Annotated in this window: 21 protein-coding genes; 12 read left to right on the top strand and 9 right to left on the bottom strand. The window is 41.9% G+C overall.

Translation table 11 applies throughout. The annotated features are described in order from the left end of the window. Positions 1 to 210: 210 nt before the first annotated feature. From A6755_RS23410 to A6755_RS23400, 3 genes are all read left to right on the top strand, one after another. The gene (locus A6755_RS23410; RefSeq protein WP_034305421.1) at positions 211 to 1,032 is read left to right on the top strand and encodes a basic amino acid ABC transporter substrate-binding protein; all 822 of its coding nucleotides are present in this window, start codon (positions 211 to 213) and stop codon (positions 1,030 to 1,032) included. A gap of 78 nt (positions 1,033 to 1,110) precedes the next feature. Beyond that, on the top strand, positions 1,111 to 1,767 hold the full coding sequence (locus tag A6755_RS23405) for an amino acid ABC transporter permease (RefSeq protein WP_063592119.1): 657 nt from the start codon (positions 1,111 to 1,113) through the stop codon (positions 1,765 to 1,767). Continuing rightward, positions 1,764 to 2,486, top strand: a complete 723-nt coding sequence (locus tag A6755_RS23400) for an amino acid ABC transporter ATP-binding protein (RefSeq protein ID WP_048685484.1) — start codon at positions 1,764 to 1,766, stop codon at positions 2,484 to 2,486. The genes A6755_RS23405 and A6755_RS23400 overlap by 4 nt, the downstream gene beginning before the upstream one ends. 58 nt (positions 2,487 to 2,544) lie before the next feature. On the opposite strand, the gene A6755_RS23395 is transcribed toward A6755_RS23400, so the two are convergent. The 3 genes from A6755_RS23395 to A6755_RS23385 form a co-directional block, all read right to left on the bottom strand. Continuing rightward, entirely contained in the window at positions 2,545 to 2,916 is a 372-nt protein-coding gene (locus tag A6755_RS23395; RefSeq protein ID WP_063592118.1) for a hypothetical protein, read from the bottom strand. 162 nt (positions 2,917 to 3,078) lie between these two features. After that, positions 3,079 to 3,960 (bottom strand): cidABC operon transcriptional activator CidR, encoded by an 882-nt coding sequence (gene cidR, locus A6755_RS23390; RefSeq protein ID WP_063592117.1) that lies wholly within the window; start codon positions 3,958 to 3,960, stop codon positions 3,079 to 3,081. Positions 3,961 to 4,119: 159 nt separating this feature from the next. Further along, positions 4,120 to 4,545, bottom strand: a complete 426-nt coding sequence (locus tag A6755_RS23385) for a universal stress protein (RefSeq protein WP_048685474.1) — start codon at positions 4,543 to 4,545, stop codon at positions 4,120 to 4,122. Positions 4,546 to 4,711: 166 nt separating this feature from the next. On the opposite strand from A6755_RS23385, the gene A6755_RS23380 reads away from it, so the two are divergent. The 5 genes from A6755_RS23380 (at position 4,712) to A6755_RS23360 (ending at position 10,053) form a co-directional block, all read left to right on the top strand. Then, positions 4,712 to 5,107: a MerR family transcriptional regulator gene (locus A6755_RS23380; RefSeq protein WP_034305406.1), complete on the top strand. Its 396-nt coding sequence runs from the start codon at positions 4,712 to 4,714 to the stop codon at positions 5,105 to 5,107. 73 nt (positions 5,108 to 5,180) lie between these two features. After that, on the top strand, positions 5,181 to 5,948 hold the full coding sequence (locus A6755_RS23375; protein ID WP_063592116.1) for a 3-hydroxyacyl-CoA dehydrogenase: 768 nt from the start codon (positions 5,181 to 5,183) through the stop codon (positions 5,946 to 5,948). Positions 5,949 to 6,018: 70 nt separating this feature from the next. Continuing rightward, positions 6,019 to 7,164, top strand: coding sequence for an acyl-CoA dehydrogenase family protein (locus A6755_RS23370; RefSeq protein WP_063592115.1), 1,146 nt, complete (start codon positions 6,019 to 6,021; stop codon positions 7,162 to 7,164). 25 nt (positions 7,165 to 7,189) lie between these two features. Then, entirely contained in the window at positions 7,190 to 8,341 is a 1,152-nt protein-coding gene (locus A6755_RS23365; RefSeq protein ID WP_063592114.1) for a thiolase family protein, read from the top strand. A 131-nt stretch (positions 8,342 to 8,472) separates the two neighbouring features. Continuing rightward, positions 8,473 to 10,053, top strand: coding sequence for a fatty acid--CoA ligase (locus A6755_RS23360; protein WP_063592113.1), 1,581 nt, complete (start codon positions 8,473 to 8,475; stop codon positions 10,051 to 10,053). 349 nt (positions 10,054 to 10,402) lie between these two features. On the opposite strand, the gene A6755_RS23355 is transcribed toward A6755_RS23360, so the two are convergent. The 3 genes from A6755_RS23355 to A6755_RS23350 all read right to left on the bottom strand — a co-directional run bounded on the left by A6755_RS23355 (position 10,403) and on the right by A6755_RS23350 (position 11,793). Then, complete coding sequence (locus A6755_RS23355; protein ID WP_034306455.1) at positions 10,403 to 10,585, bottom strand: YfhD family protein; 183 nt, start codon at positions 10,583 to 10,585, stop codon at positions 10,403 to 10,405. Between the two features lie 112 nt (positions 10,586 to 10,697). Then, entirely contained in the window at positions 10,698 to 10,820 is a 123-nt protein-coding gene (locus A6755_RS26420) for a YfhE family protein (RefSeq protein ID WP_081088510.1), read from the bottom strand. A 52-nt stretch (positions 10,821 to 10,872) separates the two neighbouring features. After that, the gene (locus A6755_RS23350) at positions 10,873 to 11,793 is read right to left on the bottom strand and encodes a TIGR01777 family oxidoreductase (protein ID WP_063592673.1); all 921 of its coding nucleotides are present in this window, start codon (positions 11,791 to 11,793) and stop codon (positions 10,873 to 10,875) included. A gap of 126 nt (positions 11,794 to 11,919) precedes the next feature. Between A6755_RS23350 and recX the strand changes: the two genes are divergently transcribed. Beyond that, on the top strand, positions 11,920 to 12,717 hold the full coding sequence (gene recX, locus A6755_RS23345; RefSeq protein WP_063592112.1) for a recombination regulator RecX: 798 nt from the start codon (positions 11,920 to 11,922) through the stop codon (positions 12,715 to 12,717). A 76-nt stretch (positions 12,718 to 12,793) separates the two neighbouring features. Next, a complete protein-coding gene (locus A6755_RS23340) occupies positions 12,794 to 13,105 on the top strand; it encodes a YfhH family protein (protein WP_034305394.1) in 312 nt (103 codons plus the stop codon). Positions 13,106 to 13,146: 41 nt separating this feature from the next. Here the strand turns inward: A6755_RS23340 and A6755_RS23335 are convergent, their stop codons facing one another. Further along, entirely contained in the window at positions 13,147 to 13,302 is a 156-nt protein-coding gene (locus tag A6755_RS23335) for a small, acid-soluble spore protein K (protein WP_034305387.1), read from the bottom strand. A gap of 113 nt (positions 13,303 to 13,415) precedes the next feature. Between A6755_RS23335 and A6755_RS23330 the strand changes: the two genes are divergently transcribed. Then, a complete protein-coding gene (locus A6755_RS23330) occupies positions 13,416 to 13,682 on the top strand; it encodes a YfhJ family protein (RefSeq protein ID WP_034305384.1) in 267 nt (88 codons plus the stop codon). A 49-nt stretch (positions 13,683 to 13,731) separates the two neighbouring features. Here the strand turns inward: A6755_RS23330 and A6755_RS23325 are convergent, their stop codons facing one another. Continuing rightward, on the bottom strand, positions 13,732 to 14,709 hold the full coding sequence (locus tag A6755_RS23325; protein WP_063592111.1) for a metal-dependent hydrolase: 978 nt from the start codon (positions 14,707 to 14,709) through the stop codon (positions 13,732 to 13,734). A 208-nt stretch (positions 14,710 to 14,917) separates the two neighbouring features. On the opposite strand from A6755_RS23325, the gene mutY reads away from it, so the two are divergent. Next, on the top strand, positions 14,918 to 16,033 hold the full coding sequence (gene mutY / locus A6755_RS23320) for an A/G-specific adenine glycosylase (protein WP_063592110.1): 1,116 nt from the start codon (positions 14,918 to 14,920) through the stop codon (positions 16,031 to 16,033). Positions 16,034 to 16,128: 95 nt separating this feature from the next. On the opposite strand, the gene A6755_RS23315 is transcribed toward mutY, so the two are convergent. Next, entirely contained in the window at positions 16,129 to 16,353 is a 225-nt protein-coding gene (locus A6755_RS23315; RefSeq protein WP_034305377.1) for a hypothetical protein, read from the bottom strand. Positions 16,354 to 16,392: the final 39 nt, after the last annotated feature.

Here is a 16,392-nt window from a genome sequence, read left to right as displayed (position 1 = left end):
CTTTCCCTATTAGAGCACAGTTGCGTTTTTAATTTACCGAGTTAATTGATTGAAATTTTATTTTACTAAAGTTATTTATCGACTTTTTATTGCATAAAAAAACAAATAAACGTATAATATTCTTAAAAGAATAAACTGAAAGTTCTCTAAAGTTAGATTTATCTGTTTTTTTTAAAAATGAGAGTTTACGAGAGAGAAGAGGGGATTATTTTGAAAAAGGTTTCTTTTTTAGTGTTTGCCATGGTTGCTTCTTTGTTACTAGTCATGACAGGATGCGGGAAGGATAAGGAAGTCTCGACAACTGGTAAAGAAGAAGAGTCAAATGGGAAAACACTCAGGATCGTGACTGACGCAAACTATGCTCCATTTGAATATCTTGAAGGCGATAAGATTGTAGGATTCGATGTTGATTTCATCAATGCCGTTGCAAAAGAAGCGGGATATGAAGTTAAATTGGAAAGTGTCGGTTGGGATCCGATTTTTGTTGAAATCGAAGGTAAGAGAGCGGATGTCGCCATATCTGCGATTACAGTGAATGACGAAAGAAAACAATCTTATGACTTCTCGGTTCCGTATTTCTTATCCACAAACAAAATTCTCGTTCCTGAGGATAGTGATATAAAATCCGGAGATGAATTGAAAGGTAACGTCATTGCCGTTCAGACCGGTACTACTGGACAGGAAGCGGTAGAGAAACTCCTTGGAAAGAATCATAAGGATATCAAAAAATTCGAAAATAATAACCTGGCCATTCAGGAATTACTGAAGGGCGGAGCATCGGCTGTCGTCGCTGATAATACGGTTGTTGAAGAATATGTAAAAAATAACCCCGATCAAAAACTGAAAGTCGTTGAAGACAGCAAAAGTTTCAATGAGGAGTTTTATGGTCTTATGTTCCCAAAAGGCAGTGAATTGAAATCGGAGTTCGATAAAGCCGTGAATGCCATTTATGAAAATGGGAAATATGCAGAAATTTATAAAGAGTGGTTTGGTACTGACCCAGATATTGAAACGTTGAAAGCACAACAATAAAACAAATGGATAGTAAAAGATTGCGTAACTTTACGTATGAAGTTACGCAGTTTTTTTGGCCTTTAGGAGGGGAACGAAATGAGTTTTCGCTGGGATATTATTTTTGAGTATGCTCCTTTCTTATTAAAAGGGACATTGCTTACTATTGGGCTTTCGGTTTCCTCCATCCTGATCGGAACTTTTTTGGGGTTATTGATCGGTTTAGGGAAAATCATGAAAAACAAAGTGCTTGCCTTTCCATTTTACGGTTATGTCACGGTTTTTCGCGGAACACCGCTTTTAGTTCAAATCTTTTTAATCCATTTTGGAATCGTGCCCTTTTTTACCGGGGAAACGAATGCAGTAACCGCCGGAGTCATTGCTTTATCGTTAAATGCAGCCGCGTATATCGCAGAAATATTCCGGGCGGGCATTCAATCCATCGATAAAGGGCAAATGGAAGGGGCGCGTTCATTAGGGATGACCCATGCCCAAACAATGATACATATTGTATTGCCACAAGCTTTCAAACGAATGATTCCTCCGTTAGGAAATGAATTCATCGTATTATTGAAGGATTCATCCCTGCTTTGTGTCATTGCTGCCCCGGAATTAATGTACTGGGGGAAAGCGATGGGGAGCCAGTACTTTAAAGTGTGGGAGCCATACTTGGCTTGTGCCTTCATCTATCTATTCCTGACCCTCATTTTAAGTTTCGTATTAAATAGACTCGAAAGAAGGTTGAAAACAGAATGATAAAGGTGGAGAATCTAAAGAAGTCATTTGGCGAAAATGATGTATTGAAAAATATCAATGCAATCGTTTCCCCTCGGGAAGTAGTCGTGGTGATTGGTCCTTCTGGGTCGGGTAAATCCACTTTTCTCAGGTGCATCAATCAACTTGAAACGATAACGGGGGGCCATATTTTCATTGAAGGGCTTGATACGACAGACAAGAAGGTCAATATCAATAAAGTCCGGACGGAAGTTGGCATGGTATTTCAGCATTTTAACTTATTTCCGCATAAGACTGTTCTTGAGAATATAATGCTGGCGCCTATAAAGGTCCGCAAGATATCCAAAGAGCAGGCTTCCCAAAGAGGGATGGAACTGCTTAAGAAAGTGGGACTTGCAGAGAAAGCGAACGCATATCCGGATTCATTATCAGGTGGACAAAAGCAACGCGTCGCAATTGCCAGGGCGTTGGCGATGGAACCCAAAATCATGCTATTCGACGAGCCGACTTCCGCCCTGGATCCGGAAATGGTCGGTGAAGTCCTTGAGGTCATGAAGCAACTGGCCAAGGAAGGCATGACCATGGTAGTTGTGACCCATGAGATGGGGTTTGCAAAAGAAGTTGGAGATCGCGTGATCTTCATGGACGAAGGTTATATTATTGAAGAAAATATTCCTAGTGAGATTTTTAATAATCCCCAGCAGGAAAGAACTAAAGCCTTTTTGAGTAAGGTGCTTTAATTAAAGAAAAAAACCTTCCTTATGGGAGGTTTTTTTTTGGGGGGCATATCAGGGGGCGTCATTTGATGCATGAAGCGCCTAAAAGCGATTCAGGGCTTTTACCGAGCACAAGCATACTGATTTTTGCATATCCAATATTTTTACTTTGGGAGAAGGTCTGAAGTAATGCCTGGATATTCGGATCATCCTTTAACTTTTGAACTTCCTCAATATATAATTCGATAACGGAGGGCATAACGAATTCAGGGGTGTATTCGTTAGGGTTTTCATCCATGATTAATGTGCCCATAAATTGATATTTAAATTGGAGAGCCCGTGTTAAGGCAACGACATGGAGCAGTTTATTAAATAGTTCGGGGTAAGAATATTTAATTTTCTCCAGAGCTGCTTCTGATGCCTGTAACTCATCGACATTAGATAAAGTGATCATGAATATCTCCTTTTTAGAACATATGGAATCAATCAGCATTTAACGTGCTTTTTACTCATACTAGTCTAACCCCGCCGTAACTCATTGTAAAATGGTTAGATGTTATCACGTGCATAACCCAAATCTATGATAGTGCTTTCATCAATCTTGCTGGATAATCCACTACTTATGGGACAATGCTTCCCTAGTATATTTCAGCCATTCTTTTGCAGCGTATGAAAGGTAATGGTCCTTACTCCATATAAATCCTAAATTCCAGCTAATGGAGGGGTTTCTAACCTTGATTGTCTTTACGCGTTCATCATGACGGCATAAGCTTTCCGGTAACAAAGCAACGCCAAGTTTACAGTAAACCATTTCCTCAATGAAATCCCAGCGTGAGCTTTCAGTTACGATATGTGGAGTAAAACCAGCTTCATTACAGGATGAAATGATGAGATCTCGAAGGACGTAATCTTTATTGAATAAGATGAAAGATTCATTTTCCAAGTCGGCCAAATCAATTTCTTCCCCACAAGCAAGGGGATGGGAGGGATGAACTATCAAGTTGATGTCTTCTTCCAAAAAAGCAAAATGGTGAAAAAGCGCGTTGTTGGTTGGCAGGACTATTACGCCTATATCGATTAAATCATTTTGGACGGATTCTTCTATTTTCTTTGAACCATCCTCTACTAATTGAAAGGTGATATTGGGATAGTCCAGGTGAAAACGGCTAAGAATTCGGGGGAAGAAAGAAGCGTCGATGATCGGCGGCAGCCCGATGCGTATATGTCCCTTTTTTAAACCTAATAAATTGTCCATTTCCGTTTCTAAATTGTGAAAGGCCTTATCGATCAATTTTGCCTGGTCTAAGACAACCCTGCCTGCATCGGTCAAGATCAGTTGCTTACGTGAACGATCAAAAAGCTCAACACCTAGCTCGGTTTCCAGGTTTTTAATCATCTTGCTGATGGTCGGCTGTGTAATGAATAAATGATCGGCAGCCCGAGTGAAGCTATTGAAATTGGCAACCTCTATAAAGTATTGCAAATGTTTAATATCCATTGCGTCACCTGTTATCCTCGTTTGAAATTAGTTTCATTTTACCCGTAAACGGAAGTGTTTGTAAAACATGATAAGTTTGGAGTTCATGCACGCATAAATAAGCTGGATTCCAAAGGGGAACCCAGCTTATGAAGGGGCTGGCCATATCTGCCGTAAATTTCATTTGACCAACAAGACTGGAACTGGAGAATGTTGAACGATATAGTGGCTCACGCTGCCCAGGAATTCCTTGAAGCCGCTCAATCCGCGGCTGCCCATGATAATAAGGTCACAATTCTCGGATTTTGCATGTTCCAATAAAGTCGTGATGGCTGAACCTTCTACGACAAATGTTTGGGATGCATTCGGGATTTCGGATAAAAGTGCTTCCGCTTTTTTAATCACTTCCTTGCCATACTTAAGCATGGATTCTTCAATTTCCTGAAAAGCATTGCCATATATATTTGGCTTGATTGGCAGTGTAACAGCGTGAAGCACCTGGATTTCGATAGCGGGATCCAGCTTCGCTAATTCAATCGCTTTTTCTAAAGACTTAAGTGCCAACTCAGATTCATCATAAGCAACTAATATTTTTGAACATAGCATTGATCGATCATTCCCTTCTATAAAAAGAATATACCTATAGTATATCAATATAAATCTATCAGGCAGTTTCATATATTATAAATTTTGTGAATATTTCATTGAAGTTTACGTTAACGTTAATGTTAGAATAAAGGTAAATAATCCCTTTGCAAAGTGTGGTTTTAACATGTACACCATTTCTGATTTAGCAAAAGAATTCGAATTGACGACAAGGACCCTCCGTTATTATGAGGAACTGGGTATGCTTAGGCCAATGCGTACCGAAACGGGAAAAAGAGTTTATGGAAAGAAAGAATATGCACAGCTCAAAATCATAATGCGCGGTAAGAAGTATGGTTTTTCGTTAGTGGAAATAAAGGATATAGTCCTTTTATTCGATAAGGATAGGACAGGCATTAAGCAATTGGAAAAAACGATTGAAACTGCAGGACAGAAGTTAAACGAACTTAATGAACGAATTAAAGAGCTGGATGGGTTGAAGCAGGACTTTGAACAGGTAATCAAAGGCTTTACCGAAACCCTTCATGAGTTGAAAATGAACGATAAAACAGGCAAGCGGTGAAATTAATCTTGAAAATAGGTTTTGATGATAGTGAAAGATGAATATATATTCTAGAAACAGATGGGGTGAGAATTTGGAAATTCAAGAAACCATTGCAGTTGTGACAGGCGGGGCTTCAGGTCTGGGAGCGGCGGCAGTAAGAAACATCATTAAAAAAGGTGGAAAAGCGGTCATATTCGACCTCTCGGAAGAAAATGGCGCTAAAATGGCTCAGGAGTTGGGCGATTCGATCCTGTTTATTAAAACGGATGTAACTAGTGAAGATAGCGTATCTGTAGCATTGGATGAAGGAATAAAAAAATTCGGTAGCATCAATACTGTCATCAACTGTGCAGGCATTGCCATTGCAGAGAAGGTCATAGGCAGGAAAGGCATACATGAATTGAAAGCGTTCTCAAAAGTCGTGCAAATCAATTTGGTCGGTACATTTAACGTAATCCGGCTTGCGGCTGAAAAAATGGTCGAAAATGAACCGAATCAAGAGGGGGAGCGTGGAGTCATCATCAATACAGCTTCGGTCGCTGCCTTTGAAGGACAAATCGGACAAGCCGCATATAGTGCCTCCAAGGGAGGGATTGTCGGTATGACTCTGCCAATCGCAAGGGAGCTTGCCATCAAAGGGATACGTGTCGTATCGATTGCACCGGGTCTATTCCATACACCGATGTTCGATTCATTACCTGAAGAAGCCAGGACGTCATTAGGGAAAACCGTGCCATTCCCATCAAGGCTCGGGTATCCAGAAGAGTACGCTAAACTAACGGAAAGCATCATAACGAATCCAATGCTGAATGGGGAAACAATCAGACTGGATGGGGCCATTAGAATGTCACCAAGGTAAGTTGTCAATCAAACCATTGTAAATCTAGAAAAAGAGCCTCCGACAAAGGAATGGAGAGGAGATAAAACAGATGAAGCATCCGTACCTAAGTGAAGAACATGAAATATTCCGTATGACCTTCCGAAAGTTTTTAGAAAAAGAAGCAGCTCCCCACTATGAACGTTGGGAAGAAGAGAGGATCATTCCCCGGTCTTTTTGGGTGAAAATGGGGGAACAGGGTTTTTTATGTCCGGACCTTGAAGAAGATTATGGGGGTTCCGGGGTAGATTGGGGCTTTGCCGTTATCATTAATGAAGAATTGGAAAGGGTTGGTTCTGGGTTCATTGGTTTCGGACTTCACAGTGATATCACCGTACCGTATATTTCCGCCTACGGAAATGAGTCGCAGAAACAGCGCTGGCTTCGAAAATGTACGACAGGGGAAATCATTACAGCCATTGCCATGACAGAGCCTGGTACAGGTTCGGATTTGGCCAATATTAAAACGACTGCCATTTTGGATGGAGATCATTACATATTAAATGGTCAAAAGACATTCATCACAAATGGCATTCATTCGGATTTGATCATTGTTGCCTGTAAAACGGATCCCAGCGCCGTTCCGAAACATAAAGGCGTTAGCTTAGTCGTGGTCGAAAGGGATACACCCGGATTTTCCAGGGGGAGAAAACTGAAGAAACTTGGCTTGCACAGTCAGGATACAGCAGAACTCATCTTTGAGGATTGCCGTGTTCCAAAGGAAAACCTGCTTGGTGAAGAAGGCAAGGGGTTTATTTATTTAATGGAAAAACTGCAGCAGGAACGCCTTGTGGTGGCAATTTGTGCTCAAACCGCGTCTGAGGATATGCTTGCCGATACGATTGAGTATGTGAAGGGCAGGGAAGCGTTCGGAAAGTCTGTAAGTCAGTTACAAAATACTCAATTCAAAATCGCGGAAATGGCTACGGAGATAAAAATGGGGCGTGCTTTCCTAGATCAATTGATCACCAAACATATGGCTGGTGAACAGGTTGTAACGGAAGTTTCGATGGCGAAATGGCGTTTGACGGAGACTGCCAGAAAAATATCTATTGAATGCATGCAGCTCCATGGCGGCTATGGATATATGGAGGAATACAAAATTGCCAGAAGATATCGGGATATTCCGGTAGCAAGCATCTATGCCGGCACAAATGAAATCATGAAGAAAATCATCGCTAAGAATCTAGGCCTATAGTAAAGATGAGAAGGGAAGAGAGTATATGCGGGAAGTGGTTATCGTTGAAGGAATTCGCACGCCGGTAGGCAGAAGGAACGGTGTCTTGAAAGACGTTCGCCCTGATGATCTGGCAGGGGAAGTATTGAAGAAGCTGATTGAAAAGGCGGGCATCGATCCTGCTATTGTCGATGATGTCATTTTAGGTTGTGTTTCACAGTCGGGCGAACAGGCCGGTGATATAGCAAGGGTTGCCGCACTGATAGCCGGATTTCCGATTGAAGTGCCGGGAACGACGATTGACCGTCAATGCGGATCAAGTCAGCAGGCAGTCCATTTTGCTTCCCAGGCCATCCTGTCGGGTGATATGGATGTGGTAGTGGCAGGTGGAGTGGAAAACATGTCACGAGTTCCCATGGGGTCGAATATTCAAGGTGCTGTAACAAGCCAAAAGTATATGGACCTTTACGAGGTGATCAACCAAGGTTTATCAGCTGAAAGAATCGCAGACAAGTGGGGAATAACACGTGAAGATTGTGATCGGTTTTCCGTTGAAAGTCATGCCAAGGCAATACGTGCTCAAAAAGAAGGACATTTTAACCGAGAAATGATATCAGTAATGGGTACTGATAAAGAAGGAAATCAAATCGAAGTTACGGAAGATCAAGGCCCAAGGGGCGGAACTACGCTTGAAGTGCTGGCTGGATTGAAACCGGCATTTCAAGAAGGCGGTTTAATCCATGCAGGGAATTCTAGTCAGATCAGTGACGGTGCTGCCGCTTTATTATTGATGGAACGCAGTAAAGCAGAAGAACTTGGATTGAAACCGCGCTTTAAAGTGCATACACGGGTTGTTGTCGGGTCGGATCCCACCCTGATGCTAACGGGACCGATTCCCGCCACCCAAAAAGCTTTGGAAAAAGCGGGTCTTACAATTGATGATATCGATATCTTTGAAGTGAACGAGGCTTTCGCTCCTGTACCGATTGCATGGCTAAAAGAAACGGGGGCAGACCCAAAGAAGCTGAATCCAAATGGCGGGTCGATTGCATTGGGGCATCCTCTTGGCGGCAGCGGGGCCCGTTTGATGGTGTCCATGATACATGAATTAGAAAGGACGGGCGGCCGTTATGGGCTGCAAACGATGTGTGAAGGCCACGGCATGGCGAATGCCACCATCATTGAAAGAATGGACTGAAGCTGGACTATCCATTTATGAATATTCGTAATTCGCATGAAAGTAAAAGCTGAAAAAGGGATGAAGTCGACCATCGGCAGGCTTTGCTGAATTCTTCCTGTTGATGGTGGTTACTTGAGGAGGAGAATGATTTGTCAGTAACGATTAAAAATATCTTTGATCAGACGGTTCAGAAATTCCCCATTAAAGAAGCTATCTACGACGTGAGAAGAAATATCCGCTATACGTACATCCAATGGAATGAACAGGTGAATAGGTTGGCGGCGGCCCTTCAAGCGGAAGGGGTGCGAAAAGGGGACAGGGTATCTACGTACCTTTACAACAATGAAGAGCTTGCAACAGCGTTCTTTGCCTGTGCAAAAATCGGTGCAATCTTCAATCCGATCAACTTCCGTTTAATGCCGGAAGAGTTGGCCTTCATCTTGAACGATGCTGCTCCAAAGGTCGTTCTATTCGAACGCGAATTGGAAACGAACGTCGCCGCGGTTGAAAAGCGATTTCCGGAAACGGCCTTCTGGTATATTGATGGGGATGTGCCTGGGTATGCCAAAGGTTACCGCCAAAAATTGGCCATTATCTCCTCAAAGCCAGATGAAGTTGAAGTTCACGAAGATGACATTTATGCCATCATGTATACGAGCGGAACTACCGGACGTCCCAAAGGGGTCATCCACCTTCATAAAGACATGGTCAAACAAGCCGAGATTTTAATAGAGGCCATGAAGTATGAACGCTCTGATATCGGTTTGATTACTGCACCGATGTTTCATTGTGCTGAATTGCACTGCTCTTTTTTACCTCGTGTACAGGTCGGTGCAGCTAATGTCATATTACATCAGTTTCATCCCAAAAAGGTCATGGAACTGATTGAATCCGAGGGGGTCACCAAGTTTTTTGCTGCACCTACGATGTGGAACATGCTCATTCAGGAAAAATTGGAGGAGTATAAATTCCAGAGCTTGAAGTTAGGGCTTTACGGGGCAGCCCCGATGGCTCCATCCCTTGTCCGTGCCTGTCAGGAGAAACTCGGCATCCAGTTCATCCAGGCCTATGGAATGACTGAAATGGGGCCGGCCATAACTCTCCTATTGGAGGAAGATCAAATTAGGAAAGCGGGTTCTGCCGGCAAGGCATGTTCCGAACATGAAATCATCATTGCCCGTCCGAATGACGAAGGGCCATCAGATCCCGAGGATATGCTGGAACCTGGGGAAACAGGAGAAATCCTTGTAAAGGGCCCGTGTATCATGCAGGGTTACTTTCAAAAAGATAGAGAGACCGAAAAGGCGCTTTACAAAGGCTGGTACCATTCCGGTGACATCGGTTTCCTAGATGAAGATGGATATCTGTGGGTCAAGGACCGTGTGGACGACATGATTATTTCTGGAGGGGAAAATATTTATCCGCGTGAAGTGGAAGATACACTATATGAGCATCAAGGAGTTCTCGACTGTGCGGTACTTGGTCAGCCAGATGATCAATGGGGGGAAACGGTAACGGCATTCATCGTAGCCAAAGACCCAATGCTTGCCGAAAGAGATTTAGAAACTTGGTGTAAGAACAGTAATAGATTGGCGAACTATAAACGTCCAAGGAGATATATCTTCTGTAATGAACTGCCTCGGAACGCAAGTGGGAAGATACAAAAGTTCTTGCTACGTAAACAGTTGGAAGAAAATGTTGATGGCAAAGGTTTGGGGAACCTTCTTTAAATGCAGGGGTCAGCAGCCGATGAAATACCAAGATAGGGTTTAGAATTGCTGGAAAAAGATTTGGATAAATTATTTTATAAATAATAACCTTGTGGAACAAATGAAGGAGAGAGAATAGTTATCCACAACGAAAATGTAGCGTGGTTAGCCCAATCCCTCCTTTATCCACATAATCCACAGGGTTATCCAGAAATAACATTATTTTCATGTTGATAAGGTGAGTTAATTGACTTATTTTTTGTCAGTATTTTCAGAATATATCCACAATATACACAGGGTTGTGGATAAGCTATGTAAATAAAGATGACCAAGGGGCTAACTTATAGCCCCTTGGGTTGGTTTATTCTGCTTATCGGCGATTATGAGCACGGCGGTCAGCCGCATTTGCACGGGCTTGTGCCTCGATATCTTCCTGGTCAGCCAGTTCGGAAGAATATTCAACGTCAAGTCCGTCACTTTTCAGGTTTTTGGGAACCTGAGGAAGTTTCTGTTTGTTCTTATCTCGATTATGGTGTATGTTATTTCGTCCCATGTTATCGTCGCCCCCTGGAATATAAAATAAGCTGGAGATGAATTTCATTAATCATCTCCAGCTTATTTTGTGTTTAGTGGCTGTTCAAAATGTAAGGGAAAAAACTCCAAAACTAACGACGGGATTTCTTCTCGGTATATCCACCAGCTCGATCTGCCTTTTTAAATTCGCGAGCATAAAGAATCGCTTGTGTACTAGTTAAGTTACTTTTTTCTTTATCGTGTTTTTTGAGCAATTAGATCATCTCCATTCACTTAATATCCCTATTTTTTCCTAAAATGACCCTTTCATACGTGGGAATCTTCTTTTAGGATATTTTGTAAGGCTTCTTTAAGGGTTGGAAAGGAGAAGGTGAATCCTTCTTCTTTAAGTTTAGCGGGAAGGACATTTTGCCCTTCAAGTACAAGGATGCTCATTTCCCCCAACAATTTCTTGAGGAAGAAAGGGGGGACAGTTAACCAATGGGGCCGGTGCAGGACAGCTCCTATCGTTTTACCGAATGTATCCATCTGGACGGGGTTCGGTGCCGTAAAATTGACTGGACCTTCTATCCTAGCATCATTCATGCTAAAGATGATTGCACGGACCGCGTCATGGATATGAATCCAGGAAAGCCACTGATTCCCTTTGCCGATCTTTCCTCCGCCAAATAGTTTATAGGGGAAGGCCATCATTGGCAGTGCTCCGTCTTTTTCTCCAAGAATCACCCCGAATCTTGTAAAGATCAACCTTTTACTGTAAGAGCGTGATTTAGCCGCTTCCTTTTCCCATAGTTGAACAGTACGGGCCAAGAAATCATCACCAATGGATTCAGAGGTTTCGGTAAAGGTCTCATCGTCCGAAATACCATAATATCCGATTGCACTTGCATTAATGATGACGGACACTTTAGAGGGCAGTATGGATATGATCCGGTTCATCTCTTTGGAAGCCTCGATCCTGCTTTCGACAATCCGGCGCTTTCGTTCAGGTGTCCAACGGCCGCTGTTCAGAGATTCACCAGCAAGGTTAATGAACACATCGAGCCCCTCCAAGTGCATTTCCGGCGTTGCCTCCTCGGTCAACCAGCCGATATATGTCAAATTAGTCTGTTTCTTAAATTTTTCGGGATGACGTGTCAAAATATATATATCATGATTTTCTTTTGATAATTCTTCAATTAGGGCTGTGCCGACAAAACCGCTTCCACCAGCAATGGCTATTTTCATGAAAACCACTTCCTTTCCCTGTCTTTCCTTCACTTTAACATGCCCATGTTCTTTTTTCATTTTTAGGCATGCTATATATAGAAATGGTAAACGTAAAGGGGTAAAGTAGGTGTGGGGGGTGGATTTATGCCAAACATAACAAAAATAACAACCCAAAAGAAACGTAAAGATCGTTATAACATCTTCGTTGACGAAAAATATGCCTTCAGTGTAGACGAAGAAGTGCTATTGAAATTTCAGTTGAAAAAGGGTATGGAACTTGATGACCTGCTTTTGGCCGAGATACAATTCCATGATGAAATCCAAAAAGCATTTACCGATGCACTTAATTATTTATCATACCGGATGCGCTCGGAATCGGAAATTCGCCTTTATTTAAAAAAGAAGGAAACGGAAGAGCCGATCATTAAGGAAGCGATACATAAACTATACAGTTTTAACTATTTAGACGACCTTGAATTTTCCAAGGCTTACGTGCGGACCCATGTGAATGGAGGGAATAAAGGGCCCACCACCCTTAAGCTTGAGCTTAAGGAAAAAGGGGTGCAAGATAAGTTGATTGTCGAGGCATTGAAGGAATACCCTTATGGTATTCAAATTGAACATGCAAGGAATCTGGCTGGAAAAGCGGTCAAAAAGGAAAAAAACATTTCCGAACGAGCTTTAAGGCTGAAGGTTGAACAAACCTTGTTACGGAAAGGTTTCCCAAGAGATATCATCCATGAAGCACTTGAAGATGTGACGGTGGAAAAGGATGAGGATGAACAATGGGATTCCCTTTGCCACCATGTCGAAAAAATGCAACGCCGATATAAAAACCATGAAGGCTTCGAATATGAACAAAAAATGAAGCAGGCATTATACCGAAAAGGTTTTCCAATAGAATTGATTGAGCGTTATCTTTCCAATCCTGATGGTGATTAAGTGCATCAATAGCCAAATCACAAAATTTTGTTTAATATAGAAGTAAATTAATTATTTCATTTGAGGAGTCATATATATGAGCGACGTAAGATACAGCAAGCTGTCTGCCTATGAACTGCAACAGGAAATCGCAGCGTTGACTGAAAAAGCGAGAAAAGCAGAGCAATTGGGAATGGTTAATGAATATTCAGTATTGGAACGAAAAGTGACGATGGCCAAGGCCTATTTGTTAAATCCTGATGATTTCAAAAAAGGTGAAATATATCAAATTGACGGAGATCCCGGTGTCTATTTCAAAATTGATTATATGAACGGCGTATTCGCTTGGGGTTACCGCTTGGGCGGTAGCGGTAAGGAAGAAGCACTCCCGATTTCAATGCTGAAATAAAAAGGAACCGGGGAAGTACCCGGTTCCTTCTGATGTACCTTTTAATTCGAACGCTCGTTTGAAGCTTTCATTCTTTCTTGAGGGTGTGTATTAATACTTCCATCTGCACGCTTTGAAGCATATCTTGCCTTTGCACGAGGTTCGCCTTGGAATTTGTTATTGTTTTGGTTGGGGAATCCTTTTTGTTTATTTCGCAAATTTTTTCTCCTCCAAGCATCAGATTAAGAAAGAAGCGTTTCCGCTTACAACTAGTATGGGTATGGGACAGTATAGTTCATTCTGTAAAAATATTGGCAATGAGGTGGTTCTAATGAATGATTACCATGAAAGATTAACCAAGATACTGCTTGAGAAAAATGAACACATCACGTATGAGCAAGCTTTGACTTGGGTGGAATTATTATGGGAAGATTTCGAAGCGACCTATGCAAAGGCTGGGCATGAATATGCCGGTGAAGAAATGACATCGCGCGTTGTAAGGACCTGGATTGATAACTACGGTGAGCAATTCCACGAATTCATTGCAAAGAACCCTAAATATCAGCAGTTATTAAATCAGCAGAATCGACTACATTAAAAAAGCTGATTCCAGAGGAGTTCCCTGGAATCAGCTCTTTTTCAATATACTACAAAATAATATTCAATTTCTTCTGCAGCTTCGCTTCGCTAAAGATCCAGCCGGTATAAGAATTCAAGATATTCAATTCGCTGTCTAAATGGACCACTGCCACAAACGGGTAATATCCATTGCTGCGATATCTTAAATCGATAAAACGGACTTCATAATATTCTTTTATCTGTTCGATTTCGAAGCGGTAAACCGGAGAAAAGGACAGAAAGGCTGCCAAGTTGATATCCTTCTTGGCGGCTTCGAGAATTTCACTTTCAGGCAATGGCACCCGATCGAACGTATCAAGAATCTTCACATATCCATTATCGGCTCGTGCCACATAATAATTCTTTTCGGTAATCACCGCAATTTTCCAGCGGTGAAAGCGCATCGTCGGTGATAAAAGAATTTTCCTTGCTCCAGGAATTTGCTGTTTGACCACTCTTTTTATAAAAGCTTGTTCCCTGAACCTGGAAATGTAATAAATGACGAGTATCCCGTAAATGGAAAGAAATAAATAGCCTGGAGGAAATCCGAAGCCCCATAGTATCAGGCCTGCAACATGTATTCCAAAAATGAATGGATCGAATGTATTGATGACCCCTAAAGCTACCCATTTTGACGAAATCGGCCTAAGTGCCTGGGTCCCATAAGCATTGAATATATCCACGAATACGTGAAGGAATACGGCTAAAAAGGTCCAAAGCCAAAGATGAAGGTAATTTGCTTCAGGTATGATGGCGAAAATTGCTACGCTGATAATCAAGGGCCAAAGTAAAACAGCGGGAATTGAATGCGTGATTCCACGGTGGTTACGTATATATACAGCGTTATTCCTTAATTTTAAAACGGTGTCAATGTCCGGAGCTTGTGATCCCAATATCGTACCTGCTATGACTGCACTTGCAGTAACTGGGCTCTGCGCAATGACGGGATCTAATGTGGCAAGACCTCCAAGAGCAATTCCCATGACAAAGTGAGTACCTGTATCCAAAAAACTAACCTCCCTGCCACAAATTGAAAAAAATGGTCTTCTTTCATCATACCGTATTTATATATTAACCATCAAATGAATATAATTTTGACTTATTTCAAGTGACCCGCTACAAATAAATGGATATGAACATGATATTAAAAAAAGAATGGCCTACTATAGGTATTCCCAATTTTGATTAGAGTGTAACATCTTTGGAGGAACTGATGTGAAAGAAATAACGATCCCGACAATAGAAAAAATAAAAATCGATGAATTTCAAAAAGATTTGGTTTCCTGGTTTCTCGAAGAACAAAGAGAATTGCCATGGAGGGAGAATAAGGACCCCTACCGTGTTTGGGTTTCTGAAATAATGCTGCAGCAAACGAGAGTGGACACGGTGATTCCTTATTTCAACCGGTTTATGGAATGGTTCCCGACACTCGAGGTCTTTGCCAATGCGGATGAAGAGAAGGTCCTGAAAGCTTGGGAAGGGCTGGGATATTACTCGCGTGTAAGGAATCTGCATAGTGCCGTTCAGGAAGTGAAGGCTTCCTACAATGGGATTGTACCGGATGATCCCGAGGAAATCTCCAAATTGAAAGGTGTCGGCCCATATACTGCCGGTGCGATTCTAAGTATCGCATACGGCAAGCCGGAGCCAGCCGTTGATGGAAACGTCATGCGTGTTTTATCACGGATATTAATGATATATGAAGACATAGCAAAGCCAAAGACAAGAAAAACATTCGAAGCTGCCGTCAGGAAGCTGATCGATCATGAACATACCTCTGCCTTCAATCAAGCCTTGATGGAACTTGGAGCATTAATCTGCACACCTGGTAAGCCTGCCTGCCTATTATGCCCCGTTCAAAGCCATTGTCTAGCATTTGAAGCAGGGGTTCAGTCGGAATTGCCGGTAAAAATCCAAAAGAAAAAAACAAGGGATGTACCAATTGTAGCTGCCGTTTTAACGAATGAAAAAGGTGAATTTTTAATTCACAAGCGAGCCTCAGAAGGATTGCTAGCTAATCTTTGGGAATATCCGAATTTCGAAAACCATACATCCCTCTTGCATAAGAGGGAATTCTTCGAGAGTCGGTTTAAGGAAATGTATGGCGTCAAACCGGAAATCACTGAATCACTTGTGAGAATTGAACATGTTTTCTCACATCTCGTTTGGAAAATGGACACGTATATCGGTGTGGTCAAAGAGGATATCGGTGAAGAGACGCTAAAAGAACAGCAACTTAAGTGGGTGAGTGAAGCAGAGATGGAGCAGTTGGCATTTCCGGTCTCCCACCAAAAAATGATGAAGGCGTATAAAGAAAAAGGAGTGCATTGAATAAGCGAATGAAATCGTGATATATGCATAAAAGAGGATATCCGATAAGATATCCTCTTCCTTTTGTTGATTTTCAAAGCAATATCCGTATAAAATCATTCGTAACTGGTTTTCGTTCCATGAGTATAATCGGCTTCTTGCCTGTTAAGTCCGCCTCTATTTTCAATTTCTTTGACGATTTCGCTATGGATACTCTGTCCTTCTTGGTTTAAATAAGGTACCATTTGTTGAAGGGAGTGATGAAAATAGGCAAGTTCACTATTTTCCCAATCCGATTTTTTCATCATCGACAACTCAGTCATATCACGTCCAACATACATAACAGTAACACTCCTTAAAAAATGATTTTTATTACTCGG

It is taken from the genome of Peribacillus frigoritolerans (genome assembly GCF_001636405.1).
Taxonomy (GTDB): Bacteria; Bacillota; Bacilli; order Bacillales; family DSM-1321; genus Peribacillus; species Peribacillus frigoritolerans.
This window is presented reverse-complemented; position numbering and strand designations above follow the sequence as displayed.